This window comes from Streptomyces sp. NPDC002790, assembly GCF_040295505.1.
GTDB lineage: Bacteria > Actinomycetota > Actinomycetes > Streptomycetales > Streptomycetaceae > Streptomyces.
On record NZ_JBEOVM010000074.1, the window covers coordinates 16,025 to 31,615 of the forward strand.

The 15,591-nt window shown below is 72.0% G+C and carries 14 protein-coding genes; 11 read left to right on the forward strand and 3 right to left on the reverse strand.

What is annotated here, in order from left to right; genetic code table 11:
• Nucleotides 1-9: 9 nt before the first annotated feature.
• On the reverse strand, nt 10-978 hold the full coding sequence (locus ABT004_RS26210; RefSeq protein WP_351341507.1) for an Lrp/AsnC family transcriptional regulator: 969 nt from the start codon (nt 976-978) through the stop codon (nt 10-12).
• A gap of 185 nt (nt 979-1,163) precedes the next feature.
• Here ABT004_RS26210 and ABT004_RS26215 point away from each other — a divergent pair, with 185 nt between their 5' ends.
• Genes ABT004_RS26215 through ABT004_RS26240 form a run of 6 tightly spaced genes read left to right on the forward strand, consistent with a single transcriptional unit; the run spans nt 1,164 to nt 6,991 of the window.
• A complete protein-coding gene (locus tag ABT004_RS26215; protein WP_351341510.1) occupies nt 1,164-2,414 on the forward strand; it encodes a flavin-containing monooxygenase in 1,251 nt (416 codons plus the stop codon).
• A gap of 10 nt (nt 2,415-2,424) precedes the next feature.
• Nucleotides 2,425-2,886 carry a RidA family protein gene (locus ABT004_RS26220; protein ID WP_351341512.1) on the forward strand — a complete coding sequence of 154 codons (462 nt, stop codon included), beginning with the start codon at nt 2,425-2,427 and terminating at the stop codon, nt 2,884-2,886.
• Nucleotides 2,883-3,560 carry a DUF1028 domain-containing protein gene (locus ABT004_RS26225; RefSeq protein ID WP_351341515.1) on the forward strand — a complete coding sequence of 226 codons (678 nt, stop codon included), beginning with the start codon at nt 2,883-2,885 and terminating at the stop codon, nt 3,558-3,560. The genes ABT004_RS26220 and ABT004_RS26225 overlap by 4 nt, the downstream gene beginning before the upstream one ends.
• Entirely contained in the window at nt 3,557-4,702 is a 1,146-nt protein-coding gene (locus ABT004_RS26230) for a M20 family metallopeptidase (RefSeq protein ID WP_351341517.1), read from the forward strand. Before ABT004_RS26225 ends, ABT004_RS26230 begins: the two co-directional genes overlap by 4 nt.
• A complete protein-coding gene (locus ABT004_RS26235; protein ID WP_351341520.1) occupies nt 4,699-6,042 on the forward strand; it encodes an MFS transporter in 1,344 nt (447 codons plus the stop codon). Before ABT004_RS26230 ends, ABT004_RS26235 begins: the two co-directional genes overlap by 4 nt.
• A 10-nt stretch (nt 6,043-6,052) precedes the next feature.
• On the forward strand, nt 6,053-6,991 hold the full coding sequence (locus tag ABT004_RS26240) for a LysR substrate-binding domain-containing protein (protein ID WP_351341522.1): 939 nt from the start codon (nt 6,053-6,055) through the stop codon (nt 6,989-6,991).
• On the opposite strand, the gene ABT004_RS26245 is transcribed toward ABT004_RS26240, so the two are convergent.
• On the reverse strand, nt 6,969-7,580 hold the full coding sequence (locus tag ABT004_RS26245; protein WP_351341524.1) for a TetR/AcrR family transcriptional regulator: 612 nt from the start codon (nt 7,578-7,580) through the stop codon (nt 6,969-6,971). The two genes, ABT004_RS26240 and ABT004_RS26245, sit on opposite strands and share 23 nt — an antisense overlap.
• Nucleotides 7,581-7,693: 113 nt before the next feature.
• Between ABT004_RS26245 and ABT004_RS26250 the strand changes: the two genes are divergently transcribed.
• The 5 genes from ABT004_RS26250 (at nt 7,694) to ABT004_RS26270 (ending at nt 14,948) form a co-directional block, all read left to right on the forward strand.
• Entirely contained in the window at nt 7,694-9,148 is a 1,455-nt protein-coding gene (locus ABT004_RS26250; RefSeq protein WP_351341526.1) for a purine-cytosine permease family protein, read from the forward strand.
• The gene (locus tag ABT004_RS26255) at nt 9,145-10,620 is read left to right on the forward strand and encodes an aldehyde dehydrogenase family protein (RefSeq protein ID WP_351341528.1); all 1,476 of its coding nucleotides are present in this window, start codon (nt 9,145-9,147) and stop codon (nt 10,618-10,620) included. The genes ABT004_RS26250 and ABT004_RS26255 overlap by 4 nt, the downstream gene beginning before the upstream one ends.
• On the forward strand, nt 10,617-11,945 hold the full coding sequence (locus ABT004_RS26260; protein ID WP_351341531.1) for a M20 family metallopeptidase: 1,329 nt from the start codon (nt 10,617-10,619) through the stop codon (nt 11,943-11,945). The genes ABT004_RS26255 and ABT004_RS26260 overlap by 4 nt, the downstream gene beginning before the upstream one ends.
• Before the next feature lie 28 nt (nt 11,946-11,973).
• Nucleotides 11,974-13,338, forward strand: a complete 1,365-nt coding sequence (locus ABT004_RS26265) for an aminotransferase family protein (RefSeq protein ID WP_351341534.1) — start codon at nt 11,974-11,976, stop codon at nt 13,336-13,338.
• Between the two features lie 101 nt (nt 13,339-13,439).
• Nucleotides 13,440-14,948 (forward strand): APC family permease, encoded by a 1,509-nt coding sequence (locus ABT004_RS26270; RefSeq protein ID WP_351341537.1) that lies wholly within the window; start codon nt 13,440-13,442, stop codon nt 14,946-14,948.
• A 25-nt stretch (nt 14,949-14,973) separates the two neighbouring features.
• Here ABT004_RS26270 and ABT004_RS26275 read toward each other — a convergent pair whose 3' ends face one another.
• Nucleotides 14,974-15,498 (reverse strand): hypothetical protein, encoded by a 525-nt coding sequence (locus ABT004_RS26275; RefSeq protein WP_351341540.1) that lies wholly within the window; start codon nt 15,496-15,498, stop codon nt 14,974-14,976.
• Between the last annotated feature and the right edge of the window lie 93 nt (nt 15,499-15,591).

Consider the following 15,591-nt stretch of genomic DNA (forward strand, 5'->3'; position numbering starts at 1 on the left):
CGAAAACACTCAACTGGCGTTTACGGACACTCCGCTGCGTTTCCACGCCTCGACCACGAGGTGGGACTGCACGGACTCGGCCCTGCGCACCCACGCCGCTTCCGTCAGGAAGGCGTGCAGCGCCTGCTTCGACGGCTGGGTCACGTCGACGAGCAACTGGTGCTCCCCCATGACCACGGCCGCGTACCGCACCAGCGGCGACTCGACGAGCAGCCGCCCCACCTCTTCGACCTCGCCGGGCCGCGTCCTGATCCACAGCAGCGCCTGCACGGGCAGGCCGAGCAGTGCGGGCTCCACGACCGCGCGGATGCTGACAAGCCCGGCGCGGCTCAGCGCGTCGACGCGGCGTCTGGCCGTGGCGACCGAGACCCCGGCGACGGCGGCGAGTTCGTCGTTCGTGCACCGCCCGTCCGCGGCGAGGGCCCGCAGGATGGCCTCCTCGTCGGGCGCCAGCTCGACGTCGTCGAGGCCCACCCGGTCGTCCCGCCGCTCGACGCCCCCGAGCGCCTCGGCCTCCGCGGCGTCGAGGATGCCGGGCGACCACTCGTGCACGGTGCGGAAATAGCGAAGGACGGGCGAGACCTGCTGCTGCACGAGCCCCGGAAGAGCGGGCACCTCGTCCAGCATCAGACGGCCCAACTGCTCGGGCGCACACTGGAGTTCGGCCACCGCGTCGGCGACGCCCGCGAGCACGTACGAGAAGATGGCGTCCGGCCGCCGGGCCGCGGCGACGGCGGCGTCCCGCACCGAGCCGGGCTTGCAGTTCATCCGCAGGATCACGGTCTCCCCGCGCACCACGAGCCCGCGCACCGCGACGTCCCCGCTCTCCACGAGCCGGTGCCCGCGCCGCGCCACCTTCCGCTCCGGCTCCCCCAACACATCGGCGATCCGCCGCCAGGAAGCCCGACCGTCGATCTGCAGGGCGGCGACGATGCGGCGGTCGAGGTCATCGAGCGGGGTCAGAGGCGTGGTGGTCACGGAACGACCCTAGAGCCTGTCGGTCGAGCCACCGCGACCCACATCTGAAAAACAGATCACTCACCCCGGAAACATCTGTTGGACAGGGTTGAGGGGGCGGCGAAGGATGTTCCCTGCGGTGCCGCGGGACCAGGGATGGACCAACTACCGCTTGAGTGGAGGCTTGAATGCCCAACGAGGCTGCAATGCCCAGTGAAGAGACCGAAGTCGTCGTCGTCGGCGCGGGCCAGGCCGGCGTCGCGATGAGCGAGCACCTGGGGAACCTGGGCATCCGGCACATCGTCCTCGAACGGGACCGGATCGCCGAGCGGTGGCGCACCCAGCGCTGGGACTCGCTCGTCGCGAACGGGCCCGCCTGGCACGACCGGTTCCCGAACCTGGAGTTCCCCGACGTCGGCCCCGACGCCTTCGCGACGAAGGAGCAGGTCGCGGAGTACTTCGAGCGGTACGCCGAGAAGATCGACGCCCCGGTGCGCTGCGGCGTCGAGGTGACCAAGGTGCGCAAGCGCGAGGGCGGCACCGGCTTCCGCGTCGAGACGTCCGAGGGGACCATCGACGCCGGGTTCGTGGTCGCCGCGACCGGGCCCTTCCAGCGGCCCGTGATCCCGCCCATCGTGCCGGAGGGCGCGGTGAGCACGCAGATCCACTCCAGCGGGTACCGCAACCCGGAGCAACTGCCCGAGGGAGCCGTGCTCGTGGTCGGGGCGGGTTCGTCGGGTGTGCAGATCGCCGACGAGCTGCGCCGCTCGGGCCGCCAGGTCTTCCTCTCCGTGGGGCCGCACGACCGTCCGCCGCGGCAGTACCGCGGGCGGGACTTCTGCTGGTGGCTCGGGGTGCTCGGGCTGTGGGACCTGACGACGCCGCCGCAGGGCGCGGCCCATGTGACCATCGCGGTCAGCGGGGCGCGCGGCGGCCACTCCGTGGACTTCCGCGAACTCGCGGGCACCGGCATCGAACTCCTCGGCATGACCTCCGCGTACGAGGACGGGGTGCTGAGCTTCGCGCCCGACCTCGCCGAGAACATCGCGCTCGGGGATGAGAAGTACCTGGAGCTGCTCCGCGCCGCCGACGCGTACATCGAGCGCAACGGGCTCGACCTCCCCGAGGAGCCCGTGGCGCACGTCCTCGGCGCCGACCCGGAGTGCATGACCGACCCCCGGCTCGCGCTCGACCTCGCCGGGGCCGGCGTCACCTCGATCGTCTGGGCCACGGGCTTCGCCGCCGACTACAGCTGGCTCGACGTCGACGCGTACGACGAGAACGGCCGGCCAGACCAGGCCCGCGGGGTCTCCACGGAGCCCGGCGTCTACTTCCTGGGCCTGCCGTGGCTGTCCCGGCGCGGGTCGAGCTTCATCTGGGGTGTCTGGCACGACGCCAAGTACGTCGCCGACCACATCACGACCCGGCGCGGATACCTCGCGTACGGCACCGAGTAAGGAGAAGACCATGGCCAACGCCCCGATCGTGGCCGGCGGGCACACCCGGATCCGGCCGTTCAACACCCGCGACACCTACCCCGAGCAGAACCTCGACAACGACCTCTGCCAGGCCGTCGTCGCCGGCGACACGGTGTACGTCCGCGGCCAGATCGGCCAGGACCTCGACACCAGCGAGAACGTCGGCGTCGGCGACGCGGAGGCGCAGGCCGAGAAGGCCATGGCCAACATCAACATGCTGCTCGAGGAGTCGGGCAGCCGGATGGAACACCTGGTCAAGCTCACGATCTACCTGATCGACCCGCGCTACCGGGAGGCCGTGTACCGCACGGTCGGCCGCTGGACGAAGGGCGTCCACCCCATCTCCACCGGCATCGTGGTCTCCGCGCTCGCCCGCCCGGAGTGGCTGTGCGAGATCGACGCGGTGGCCGTGATCCCGCAGTCGTCGACGTCGAAGGAGGCGCGGGCATGACGTTCTCCCTCGTAGTACGCGACGGTGAGCGGTTCGGCATCGCGGGTAGCTCGTCGAGCCCCGCGGTCGCCGCCCGCATCGCCCATCTGCGGCCCGGCGTCGGCGCGGCGAGCTCGCAGAACATCACCGACCCGACGCTCGGCACGAGCCTGCTCGACGGAATCGCCGAGCACGGCGACGCGGAGCGCGCGCTGGCGGGGGTAACCGGCGATCCGCGGCACGAAAAGACCATCGCCTACCGGCAGTTGACCGCCCTGGGCCGCTCCGGCCCCGGCTTCGCGTACAGCGGCCCGCACACCCTCGGCACGTACGCGTCCGCCACCGCGGATGGCGTCGTCGCGGCCGGAAACATGCTCTCCGGGAAGCACATCCCCGGCGTGCTCGTGGAGGCGTTCCAGGAGGCCACGGGCGAGCTGGAGGAGCGGCTGATCGCGGCCATGAAGGCCGCCGTCGCGGCGGGCGGCGAGGAGGGGCCCGTGCACTCGGCGGGCCTCGCGGTCGTCGCCGACGTCGGCTGGCGGGTCACCGACCTGCGGATCGACTGGGCGGACGAGCCGATCGACCGGCTCGGCGAGCTCCTCGACGTATGGCTGCCGCAGCGCGACGACTACGTGACGCGCGGCCTCGACCCCGCGAGCTCGCCCGCGTACGGCGTTCCCGGGGACGAACGATGAGTGCCCTCAAGGACGCCGCCCGCAAGGAGGTCGACCGGCACGCCGTGCAACTGATCGCGCTGTCCGAGCAGTTGCACGCCGACCCGGAGACCGCGTGGGAGGAGCACCGGGCGGCCGCCGCCGTGCCGCAGCTGCTCGACCGGGCCGGGTTCGACGTCACGGCCTCCTACCTGGGCCTCGACACCGCGTTCCACGCGTCCTTCGGCAGCGGCCCCACCCGGATCGCGCTGTGCGCCGAGTACGACGCGCTGCCCGGCCTCGGGCACGCGTGCGGGCACAACCTCATCGCGGCCTCTTCCATCGGCGCCGCCCTCGGGCTCGCCGCCGTCGCCGACGACCTCGGGCTCACCGTGGAGGTCTACGGCACCCCCGCCGAGGAGGGCGGCGGCGGCAAGATCGAGCTGCTCGACCGGGGCGCCTTCGCCGGGGTCGACCTCGCGATGATGGCGCACCCGGCGCCCGTCGACGTCGCCGAGGCGCAGCCGTTCGCGGTCAGCCACTCCAAGGTCTCGTACACGGGCAAGTCGGCGCACGCCGCCGCCTACCCGGAGGCCGGGATCAACGCGGCCGACGCCTTCACCGTCGCGCAGGTCGCCATCGGCCTGCTGCGCCAGCAACTCCCGGCCTCCGCACGGGTGCACGGCGTCGTGACGCACGCCGGGGACGCCCCGAACGCCATCCCTGAACGCACCTCGGGCCGCTGGTACGTGCGCGCCGAAACCCTCGCCGAACTCGCCGAGTTGGAGCCGCGCGTCATGCGTGCCTTCGAGGCGGGCGCCCTCGCTACCGGCTGCGACCTGGTGATCGAACCCGAGAGCAAGCCGTACGCCGAGTTCCGCGCCGACGAGACCGCGCTCGCGCACTACCGCGCCAACGCCCTGGACCTCGGGCGGGAGTTCGCGCCGCCCGGACAGGCCGCGCGCATGAACCGCGCCTCCACCGACATGGGCAACGTGTCGCAGGTGGTGCCCGCCATCCACCCCTACATCGGCATCGGCTCCCTGCCCGCCACCAACCACCAGCACGAGTTCGCCGCGTACTGCGTGGGCCCGACCGCCGAGCGGGCACTGCTCGACGCGGCGGTGGCGCTCGCGTGGACGGGCGTGGACCGGGCCGGCCCTTCCGAGGAGGCGAAGACATGACCGTGACCGAGCAGCCCGAGACCGACGCGCCCGCCGACGCCGCGACCCTGCGCAGGAGCGTCGCGGCCGGGGCCGTCGGCGTCTTCGTGCACTGGTTCGACTGGGCGGCGTACGCCTATCTCGCCGGCACCGTCGCGAAGGTCTTCTTCCCCGCCGGGGACAGCACGACCGGGCTGCTCGCCGTGTTCGGCGTCTTCGCCGTGTCGTTCGGTGTCCGGCCGATCGGAGCCCTCGTCTTCGGGCCGCTCGGCGACCGGATCGGCCGTAAGCGCACGCTGTCCCTGGTCATCTTCATGATGTCCGGCGCGACCCTGGCGATCGGGCTGCTCCCCGGCTACGACTCGATCGGCATCGCGGCGCCGGTCCTCCTGGTGATCCTCCGGCTGTTCCAGGGGTTCGCGGCCGGCGGCGAGTTCGGCAGCGCGGCCAGCTTCCTGGCCGAGAGCGCGCCGCGCCGCCGCCGCGGTTTCGGTGTGAGCTGGCTGGAGGTCGGCTCGCTGCTCGGCTTCCTGGCCGGCTCGTTCGTCTTCCTGCTCCTGTCCACGGGGCTCGACGACGCCCAACTCACCTCCTGGGGCTGGCGGGTCCCGTTCCTCATCGCGGCGCCGCTCGGCATCATCGGCGTGATCATCCGCAACAAGATCGAGGACACCCCCGAGTACCGGGCGCTCGAAGAGAACGACACGGTCCCGCGCAGCCCGGCCCGCGAACTGTGGCGCACCCACAAGCGCCAGCTGCTCCAGGCGGCCGGTCTGATGACGGCCATGCACGTCCCGTTCTACGCGGTGCTCACCTACCTGGTGACGTACGAGACCGACCACCTCGGTCACTCGGCCGACAGCGCGGCCCTGCTGTCCACCGTGATCTCCCTGCTCGGCCTCGTACTCGTGCCGCTGTTCGGCGCGCTGTCCGACCGGGTGGGGCGCAAGCCGGTGTTCATCGGGGCGACGGCGGCCCTCCTGGTCGTCTCCACTCCGGCGTTCTGGCTGATGCGGACCGGGATGACCGGAACGTGGATCGCGGGTCTCGCGCTCGGCGCGATCCTGGCCGCGATCCTCGGTACGTACGCGGTGTGGTCGGCGGAGGTCTTCCCCACGCGCACCCGGCAGAGCGGGCTCTCCATCTCGTACAACGTGACGGCGGCACTGTTCGCGGGCACCGTCCCGTACCTGATGACGCTGCTCATCTCGGCGACCGGCAGCACGCTCGTCCCGGGGCCCTACCTGATGGTGTTCGCCGTGGGCGGCCTGGTCGCGGCGCTGTCCCTGAAGGAGACGGCGGGCTCGGCGCTGCTGCACCCCGAGGACGTCTCGGCGGAGAAGCAGGTGCCGTCGGCTTAGGCTCGCTCGCATGATGGCACCGCTCGGCTTCACGCTCGTTCAGCTGCGCTACTTCCTGGTCGCCGCCGAGCGCGGCTCGATGACGGAGGCGTCGGCGGAGCTGCACATCGCGCAGTCCGCCGTGTCCGCCGCCATCCACAACCTGGAGCGCGACCTCCAGGTGCAGCTGTTCATCCGCCGCAGGGGCCGGGGCCTGACCCTGACCCCCGCGGGGGAACGGCTGCGGGCACAGGGCCGGGACCTCCTCGCCCGCGCGCGAGAGGTCGAGCGGGAGGCGCGGGGCGACGGCGCGGAACTGTCCGGGCCCGTGACGGTCGGCTGCTTCGTGACGCTGGCGCCGTACTATCTGCCGCGCCTGTTCAGCGAGTGCACGCGCCGCCACCCGGGCATCGAGATCGACGTGGTGGAGGCGGAGGCGGACGACCTCGTCGGGGCCCTGACGACCGGCCGCATCGACTTCGCCCTCACGTACGACCTGGGTCTGTCCACCGAGCCGGAGCTGCGCAGCGAGACGATCGCCCGCGCCCCCGCCTACGTCATCGTCGCGGCCGGCCACCCACTGGCCGGCCGGGGCAGCGTGTCCCTCGCCGACCTGTCCACGGAGCCGCTCGTCCTCCTCGACCTCCCGCACAGCCGCGACTACTTCCGCTCCCTCGTCGCCGCCACCGGCACCGCCCCCGACGTCCGCTACCGCACCCGCAGCTACGAGACCGTGCGCTCCATGGTGGCCCGCGGCCTCGGCTACTCCGTGCTCAACCAGCGCCCCGCGACGGGTGTGACCTATGGCGGCGGCGAGATCGCGGAGCTCGAACTCCGGGACGCCGGGCGCCCGTTGGAGGTCAGGATCGCCACGCTGGGCGGCATGACGCAGAGCGCGCGGGCCCGCGCGGTGATGGACGTACTGCGGGAGAGCGCCGCCGATGGTGTTACAGATTCGGGCAACCTGTAACCGCCCGCGCCTGCACCCGGATCAGCCGCTGGGCCTCCGCCCGCGTCAGCGCGGCGTTGCGGCTCACGATGTGCAGGCCGAAGCCGTCCTCCAGCGCCACCAGGTTCCTCGCCAGGTCGCCCACGGCCGCCGTCAGCGTGAACTCCCCCGTCGCGGAGCCCACTTCGAGCGCCGTGGTGTAGAGCCCCACCTCGCTGGCGAACAGTGACGCCATCAACTCGGCGTGCCCGGCACTGCGATCGGCCCGACCGTGCAGCTCGAACAGCAGCCCGTGCGTGGCGTCGTCGGGGGCGGCCGGAAGGCCGGAGGCGATCAACGCGCGCAGCCGCGCCACCGGGTCGGCCACCTCGTCGGTGACCGCGTGCCGCGCCGCCAGGAAGCGCTCGACCGCACCCCGGTGCACCTCCAGGACCAGCTCGTCCAGCTCCGGGTAGTAGTAGAGGACCGAGCCCGCGGACATGCCGGCCTCCGCCGCGATGTCCTTGATGCGCAGGCCTTCGAGGCCCCGCTCCGTGATGGCCCGCCCCGCCGCGTCCACGAGGGCCGAGCGCCGGGCGGTCTGGTTCTTCGGTCTCCCCGGTTTTCCCATGCGGTTAATTCTCTGTTACGTGGTTCAGATAAATCAAGCTGATCCGGAAGAACCCATTGACGGGTCCCGCGCCAATTGTTTGACTCTCGCCTCAAAGAACTCACGGAGGCGACATGGACGGTCAGCCAGCGCGCACGCCCGGCGACACCACGGCCCCCGCGCCCGAACGCATCGAACGCCGCACCATCGACGTGGTCCCGGCCGACGAACGCCACGGCCGCACCCGGGACCTGTTCACCATCTGGTTCAGCGCGAACCTCGGCCCGCTCACGGTGGTCACCGGCGCCCTCGCACCCACCGCCTTCGGCCTCTCCTTCTACTGGAGCCTGGCCGCCCTGCTCGTCGGCCACCTCGGCGGCGGCTTCCTGATGGCACTGCACTCGGCGCAGGGCCCGCAGCTCGGGGTGCCCCAAATGATCCAGAGCCGCGGCCAGTTCGGCAGCGTAGGCGCCCTCGCGGTGGTGCTCGTCGTGATCGTCATGTACCAGGGCTTCTTCGCGTCGAACCTGGTCGTGGGCGCGCAGTCGCTTGGCCAGGTCACCCCGGTCGGCGAGCGCACCGGCGTGCTGCTGTGCGCGGCGATCAGCCTCGTGGTCGCGGTCGTCGGCTACCGCCTGATGCACCGGATCGGCGCGTGGACGACCTGGGCGTTCGGCGCGATCCAGATCATCGGCGCGGTCTACCTGTTCACCGGCGGCCTGCCCTCGGACTTCCTGACCACCGGCGGATTCAGCCTCGCCGGCTTCCTCGGGATGGTGTCCGTCGGCGCGCTCTGGCAGATCGCCTACGCGCCCTACGTCTCCGACTACTCCCGCTACATGCCCGCCCACCGGTCAGGCGTCCGCTCGACGCTGTGGTGCACGTACGCGGGCTGTGTCCTCGGCAGCGTCATCCCCATGGTCGTCGGCGCGGCGATCGGCATCGCGGGGAACGGCGACCCGATCGCGGCGCTCAACCACCTCCTGGGCTCCGTGCTCGGCCAACTCACGCTCTGGAGCTTCGCGTTGGTCACGATGCTGACCAACTCCATGAACCTGTACGGGGCCGTGCTCTGCGCCGTCACCGCCGTGCAGACCTTCGCCCACCGCTGGCTGCCCCGCGCCACGGGCCGTGCGGTCATCGGCGCGGTCCTGACGGCCCTCTCGGTCGTCCTCGCCCTGGCCCTCGCCGACAGCTTCATGAACAACTACCTCAACCTGATCTACGTACTCCAGTACGTCCTGATCCCCTGGACGGCGATCAACCTCGTCGACTTCTACCTGATTCGGCACGGCGACTACGACGTGCCGTCCTTCTTCGCCCGCGACGGCGGCGTCTACGGCCGGTGGAACGTCACGGCGCTCGCCGTCTACGCGATCGGCATCCTCGCCGAGATCCCGTTCATGGCGCAGTCCCTCTACACCGGGCCGCTGGCGCACGCCCTCGGCGACACCGACCTCGGCTGGATCGCCGGCCTGGTCGTCACCGTCCCCCTCTACTGGATCCTCGCGGCCCGTGGCGCGCGCCGCCGCCCCTCCACCCCCGCACCCGACCCCGCACCGACCAGCACAGGAGTGCCCGCAGCATGACGTACACGCACCAGGACTGGGCGAGCCTCGCCGGTCAACTCACCTTCCGCACCCGTGCGTTCATCGACGGCGACTGGCGCGACGCGGCCTCCGGCGCCACCTTCGCGACCGTCGACCCGGCCACCGGACGCACCACCGCTGAGGTCGCCTCCTGCGACACCGCGGACGTCGACGCCGCCGTGCGCGCCGCGCGCCGCAGCTTCGAGGCCGGCGACTGGTCACGCGCGGACGCCGCGACCCGCAAGCACGTCCTGCTCCGGCTCGCCGAACTCATCACGGAACACGGCCGTGAGCTGGCCCTCCTCGACACCCTCGACATGGGCAAGCCGATCGCCGAGACCTTCGGCACCGACGTCCCCGGCGCGGCCGGCGTCTTCGCCTGGTACGCGGAGGCCGCCGACAAGCTGTACGACGAGGTGGCCCCGGCGCCGCCCGGCAACCTGGCCCTCGTACGACGCGTACCGCTCGGTGTCGTCGGCGCGGTCGTGCCGTGGAACTTCCCGCTGGACATGGCGAGTTGGAAGCTGGCGCCCGCACTCGCGGCCGGCAACAGCGTCGTACTGAAGCCCGCCGAGCAGTCCCCGCTGTCCGCCCTCCTGCTGGCCGAACTCGCCATGGAGGCCGGGCTCCCGGCAGGTGTCCTGAGCGTCGTTCCCGGCCTCGGCGAGCGCGCGGGCCAGGCACTCGGCCGGCACGACGACGTGGACACCCTCGCCTTCACCGGCTCCACGGCGACCGCCCGCCGCTTCCTGGCCTACGCCGCCGAGTCCAACCTCAAGCAGGTGTGGCCGGAGGCGGGCGGCAAGAGCCCGAACATCGTGTTCGCCGACGCCGACCTGGACGCGGCGGCCGAGCAGGCCGCTTCGGGGTTCGCCTACAACTCCGGGCAGGTCTGCTCGGCCAACACCCGGCTGCTCGTGGAGCGTTCGGTGGCGGAGGAGTTCACGGCGCGCGTCGCCGCCTGTGCCGCCGCGTTCGCCCCCGGTGACCCGCTCGACCCCGCCACGACGCTCGGCCCGCTCGTCGACGAGGCCCAGGCCGTCCGCGTGACCAAGGCGGTCGCCGAGTCCGGCGGCACGGTTGTCTGCGGCGGCACCCGGCCCGACCGGGCCGGCGCCTACGTCCACCCGACAATCGTCACCGGCCTCGCCCCGGACGCCCCGCTGGCCCGCGAGGAGGTCTTCGGCCCGGTCCTCACCGTGCACTCCTTCGACACGGAGGCGGAGGCGGTCCGCCTCGCCAACGACTCCCCGTACGGACTCGCGGCCTCCGTCTGGACCCGCGACCTGACCCGCGCCCACCGCACGGCGGACGCCCTCCAGGCGGGCACGGTCTCGGTGAACACGGTCGACGCGCTGTCACCGATGACCCCCTTCGGCGGCTTCAAGCAGTCCGGCTACGGCCGCGACCTGTCGCTGCACGCCTTCGACAAATACACGGGCCTCAAGACGACATGGGTGGCATACGGATGAGTACGCAGGACACGAAGCGGATCCTGGCCGAACTCGACCGCCGCCGAGACGACTCGGTGGCCCTCACGTCGGAGCTCGTCGCCTTCGACACCACTGTGCGCGGCTCCGCCGACGAGCGGCACCGCGCCGAGCACGACCTCCAGGACCACCTCGCGGACCGGCTCCGGGCGGCGGGCGCCACGGTCGACGTGGTCACCCCCAAGCCCTCCGACCTGCCGCGCTCCCCGCAGACGCCGGACGGCCTCGGCTTCGACGGGCGCCCGCAGCTGGTCGCCCGCTTCCCCGGCACCGGCGGCGGCCGCTCGCTGCTGTTCAACGGCCACATCGACGTCGTCTCGGCGGAGCCCCGCGGGGAGTGGACCAGCGACCCGTTCCGCGCCGAGGTCCGTGAAGGGCGGCTGTACGGGCGCGGCACCTGCGACATGAAGGGCGGCATCGCCGCCATGGTGATCGCCGCCGAGACCCTCGCCGCACTCGGCGTCCGGCTCCCCGGCGACCTGCTGATCAACACCGTCACCGACGAGGAGTGGAACGGCGCCGGGACCCTCGCCTCGCTCGCGTACGGGGTGAAGGCCGACGCGGCGATCGTCCCCGAGCCCACCGACCTGGACGTGGTGACCGCCCAACGCGGCATCCTGGGCGGCACGTTGACCGTCGACGGGCGGCCGGGGCACGCCGAGTACCCGCCCGGCGACTGGCGGACCGGCGGCGCGGTCAACGCGATCGAGAAGACGCTCCCCGCCCTGACCGCGCTCCAGGCGCTGCGCGAGCGCTGGGCCGTCGACCCGGCCCACGTCCACCCGCTCCTTCCGCCGCCCTCGATCGTGCCGACCACCATCAAGGGCGGCGAGTGGTGGGTGACGTATCCCGCCTCGTGCGAGGTCTGCCTGGACGTCACGTACCTTCCGGCGCAGGCCGACGCCGGAGGCTGGGCGAGCGGGGTGCGGGCCGAGATCGAGGCTGCCGTACGGGAGGCCTGCGCCGCCGACGGCTGGCTGGCCGCGCACCCGCCCCGTATCTCCTGGGACACCGAACTGCCCCCGGCCGAGGTCGCCCGAACCACCGCGGTGGTGAAGGCACTTGAGGCCGCGTCGGGCTCCCTCGGCCGGGGGCCCCGCATCCTCGGCGAACCGTCCTGGACCGACGCCGCCACCCTCACCCGCCTCGCCGACACCCCCGCCGTCTGCCTGGGCCCGACCGCGACCCGGCCCGACGGCTCCCCGACCCTCCACACCATCGACGAGTACATCGAGGTCGACGACCTCCTCGACACGGCGAAGGCCCTGGCCCTCGCCGCCCTCGACCTCACGTCACCCGCAGCCTGAACTCCGTACGCACGAAGGGATCCCCTCCATGAACCCGCAGCAGCACCAGGAACTCCTGGCGGCCGACCGCGCCCACATCATCCACCCCTATCTCCCCGGCTCCGCCGAGGAGCGGGTGATCATGGAGTCCGGCTCCGGCTGCCGGCTCACCGACACCGAGGGCCGCAGCTACCTCGACGCCACCGGCGGCCTGTGGCTGGCGCAGGTCGGGCACGGCCGCGAGGACCTGGCGGACGTCGCCCACGAGCAGATGAAGAAGCTGGAGTACTTCACGAGCTTCTGGGAGTTCTCCAACGACCGGGCGATCCAACTCGCCACCCGGCTCGCCGGGTTGGCGCCGGACCCGCTGAACCACGTCTACTTCACGTCCGGCGGATCGGAGGGCAACGAGGCGGCCATCAAGATGGCCCGCTACTACCACCACCGCCGCGGCGACACGAACCGCACCTGGATCCTGGCGCGCGACAAGGCGTACCACGGCATCGGCTACGGCGGCGGCTCGGCCACCGGTTTCCCGCTCTACCACGAGGGCTTCGCCCCGATGATGCCGCACGTCTCGCACCTCACGCCGCCGTGGCCGTACCGCACGGACCTGTACAACGGCGAGGCTGTGTCTCCACAAGAGGTGACCGACTTCCTGATCCGCGAACTCGAAGCACGCATCGCGGAGATCGGCGCGGACAACATCGCCGCGATGATCGGCGAGCCCATCATGGGCGTCGGCGGCATGCTGGTCCCGCCGGCCGACTACTGGCCGCGCGTCCGCGAGGTGCTCGACCAGCACGGCATCCTGCTCATCTTCGACGAGGTCGTCACCGCGTACGGCCGCGTGGGCGAGTGGTTCGCCGCCCAGTACTTCGACGTCACCCCGGACATCATCGTCACCGCCAAGGGCATCACCTCCGGCTACGTACCGCTGGGCGCGCTGATGGTCGCCGACCGGGTCGCGGAAGTCCTCCTGCGGGACCACGGCTTCCCCATGGGCTACACGTACAACGGCCACCCGGTCGCGACCGCCGTCGCCCTCGCCAACCTCGACATCATCGAGAACGAGGGACTGCTGGCGCGCGCGAAGACGATCGGCGCGACACTCCACTCCGAACTCGCCGCCCAGCTGGGCGACTTGCCGATCGTCGGCGAGATCCGCTCGGTGGGCATGATGCTCGCGGTGGAACTGGTCGCGGACCGCACGACGCGCGCCCCGCTCCCCCTCGACCCCGACCGGATGCCGCACGACGTGATCCGCCGCGAGACCGGAGTCATCGTCCGCGACTCCGCACACAGCCTGGTCCTGTCCCCGCCCCTGATCATGACGGAGACGGAAACCAAGGAGGTTGCCTCGGCGCTGCGCGGCGTACTGGAGCGCACGGACGCCTCCGGCGGGATCCGGTAGGCATGACAGAACGGGGCCCGGCAGTACGCCGCCGGGCCCCGGCCCACATGGCCGGCCCGCACACCGCTCGCAGTCCCCGACTCCCGCCCTAGGAACTGCCCGTGTCGACGAACGTCCCCTCCGCAGAGCCACAGACACCACAGACACCGCCCACCGACGCCGCCTCCGACTCGAACCTGCGGCGCAGCCTGAAACGCTTCGACATCACGGCGATGGCCGTCGCCGCCGTGATCTCCTTCGACACCATCGGCCAGATCGCCACCGGCGGCGGCGAGGCCGCCACGTGGACGGCCGCCATCGCCGTCTTCTTCCTCATCCCGTACGCCCTGATCTTCGCCGAGACCGGCGCCGCGTTCCCGCAGGAGGGCGGCCCGTACGTCTGGGTGAAACTGGCCCTCGGCCGCCCGGCCGCGGCGCTCACGACGCTCTTCTACTGGGTCACCAACCCGATCTGGCTGGGCGGTTCGCTGGTCTTCCTCGCCGCCGAGACCTGGGACGGCTTCGTCTTCCACCTGGGTTCGGGAACGTATCCCGACTACACGTTCAAGCTGCTCTTCGTGTGGATCGCGATCCTCACGGCGATCGTCTCGCTCAGCCGCGGCAAGTGGATCACGACGGCGGGCGCGGCGGTGAAGGTCCTCTCGCTGGCCCTCTTCACGGTCACCGCGATCCTGTACGGGGCGGAGCACGGCTTCAAGGGCCTGTCCTCCGCCCACTTCACCCCCACGACCGCCGGCTTCCTCGCCCTCGTCCCCATCCTGCTCTTCGCCTACGTGGGGTTCGAGGCGCCGAACGCGGCGGGCGAGGAGATGCACGACCCGCAGCGCGACGTCCCCGCGGCGCTCGGCCGCTCGGCGACGATCGCGGCGGCCTGCTACCTGCTCCCGGTCCTGGCCCTCCTGGCCGTGGTCCCCGCCTCCAAGGTCACCGGCATCGGCGGTTTCATGGAGGGCGTCCGCCTGGTCTTCGGCGTCTACGGCCCGGCGGCGGGCCCGCTCCTCACCCTCACGGCGGTGATGTTCGTCTTCGCCCTCCTCACGCAGGGCAGCGCGTGGATGATCGTCAGCGACCGCATGCAGGCGATGGCCGCGGCCGACGGCGGCTTCTTCAGCCGCGCGCTGGGCGCCTTCCACCCGAAGCTCGGCACCCCTGTCCGCACGAACCTGCTCTCCGGCGCGGTGGCCACGGTGTTCATGCTCGCGGCGATGCAACTGGTGAAGGGCGACACGGGCGCGATCTTCAGCGTCGTCCTGACGGTGGCGGTGACAACCCTTCTGCTCTCCTACCTCCTGGTCGTCCCCGCCCTGGTGGTCCTGCGCCTGCGCCGCCCCGAGGTCCCCCGCCCCTACCAAGTCCCGTTCGGCAACCGGGGCTTCATGGTCTGCGCGGCCCTCGTCTACGCCTGGATCCTGGTCGGCTCCTGGGCGGCCCTCTTCCCCGGCGTCCTGGAGTCGGTCTTCGGCATCGACTACGACTTCATGGCCGTCTGGGGCGTCTCCCGCACCACTTTCGAAACCTTCACCCTGGGCACGATCGTGGTGCTGCTGCTCGTGGGCTCGGCGGGCCTGCTGTCGGCCCGCCGCTCGGCACGCGACGGGGCGGCCCGGTGACGGACGTACGGAACGCCGGGCGGCGTCATGCGGGGTGCAGGCGCACGTGCCAGTGCTCGAGGCCCGTGGGAGGGTCCGGGTCCGCGTCGTCCTCGTCCTCCGCGGTGAGCCACGCCGCGAAGGCCTCGCGGGCGGCGGCGCGGCCACGGCAGCGGGCCTCGAGGGTGTAGGTGCCGGCCGGGACGGGCAGTACGCAGTCCGTGCCGAGCGCGGACACACCGGAGACCAGGGCGAGTTCGGGGCCGGCCACCTCGATCTCGTAGGAGACCTGCAGCTCCCACGGCCCTTCCGGCTCGGGCCCCGGGGCCTGCCACAGTTCGAGTACGGCCGCTACGTCCGCGTCCTCCAGCGCGCTGAGGAAGACGGCGAGGTCCGGGCCCGTGCCGGTGGTGACAGGGGTGTCCTCGGTGGGGGTGGGTGCGGGGTGCAGCGGGCCCGCGCACGGGTCGCTGAGCCGGAACATGCGGTCTTCGACGAAGACGAGTCCGGCCGCGTCGGCGATGGGGCCGCGCGGTCCGGACGGGGAAGTGTCGTCGTGGACGGTCGACACGGGCGGCTCCCTGGGCGCGAGGGTGTGCGGTGGTGGGGCCAGAGCGCGGCGAGCGTGGCGTCGCCGCGCACGGCCGGGAACGGCAGCCGGTTC